This window comes from Brevibacillus sp. MCWH (genome assembly GCF_013096935.1).
GTDB classification, from domain to species: Bacteria; Bacillota; Bacilli; order Brevibacillales; family Brevibacillaceae; genus Brevibacillus; species Brevibacillus aydinogluensis.
The window spans coordinates 1-611 of record NZ_SDLF01000093.1 but is presented as its reverse complement, the minus strand read 5'-3'; the positions used below and the strand labels follow the sequence as shown (position 1 = coordinate 611).

At 35.8% G+C, this 611-nt stretch carries 1 protein-coding gene and 2 pseudogenes; all 3 read right to left on the bottom strand.

What is annotated here, in order from left to right; all coding sequences use genetic code 11:
• Positions 1-125: pseudogene (locus ETC00_RS19510) on the bottom strand (protein-ADP-ribose hydrolase); the annotation flags it as partial.
• Positions 126-458 carry a glycine cleavage system H family protein gene (locus tag ETC00_RS19505; protein ID WP_171567707.1) on the bottom strand — a complete coding sequence of 111 codons (333 nt, stop codon included), beginning with the start codon at positions 456-458 and terminating at the stop codon, positions 126-128.
• A gap of 33 nt (positions 459-491) precedes the next feature.
• Positions 492-611 (bottom strand): annotated as a pseudogene (locus ETC00_RS19500) (LLM class flavin-dependent oxidoreductase); the annotation flags it as partial.

The window sequence follows — 611 nt, the reverse complement described above, 5'->3', positions numbered from 1 at the left end:
CGATATAATTCCCACAAATCTTCAAATGAAGATGGCATTACCAATACGTCATTGTCATTTCTCTCTCGACGCATATCATTGATTAAATATTCAAGTCTCGCTTTATTTGATTTTAACGTTTCCATTTAAGCCTCCGGTAATGCCAGGAATGCTTCTTTATCGACATCATCCAATTTGAACAACCAATTTTCTTCTGGTTTTTCAGAGTTTAAAATTGTCGGTTCTTCTTCCGCTTTTGTATTTCGCTCAATAATCGTTCCTGACAATGGCGTTTGCACATCAATGACCGTTTTCGATGCTTCGATACTCACAATTTCATCATCCACTTTAACTTCATCTGGACGCACGAATTCAACATAACCTACTGTCCCAATATCATCTTGCAATTCAGGTGTCATACTAAACACATACAAATCTCCTACTTTTTCTACCCATAAATAATTGGCTAACTTTTTCATCTTATCTTCATCCTTTCTCTTCTATTTAAAATGCTACAAATAGATTTCCGCGAGTAATTTTAATGTTTTACAACGCTGTTCAATGCCTGGAATAAGTGGTGCTACTAACACCTCATCAACTTCAAACGTAGCAATGAAATCATCTAATTGCGC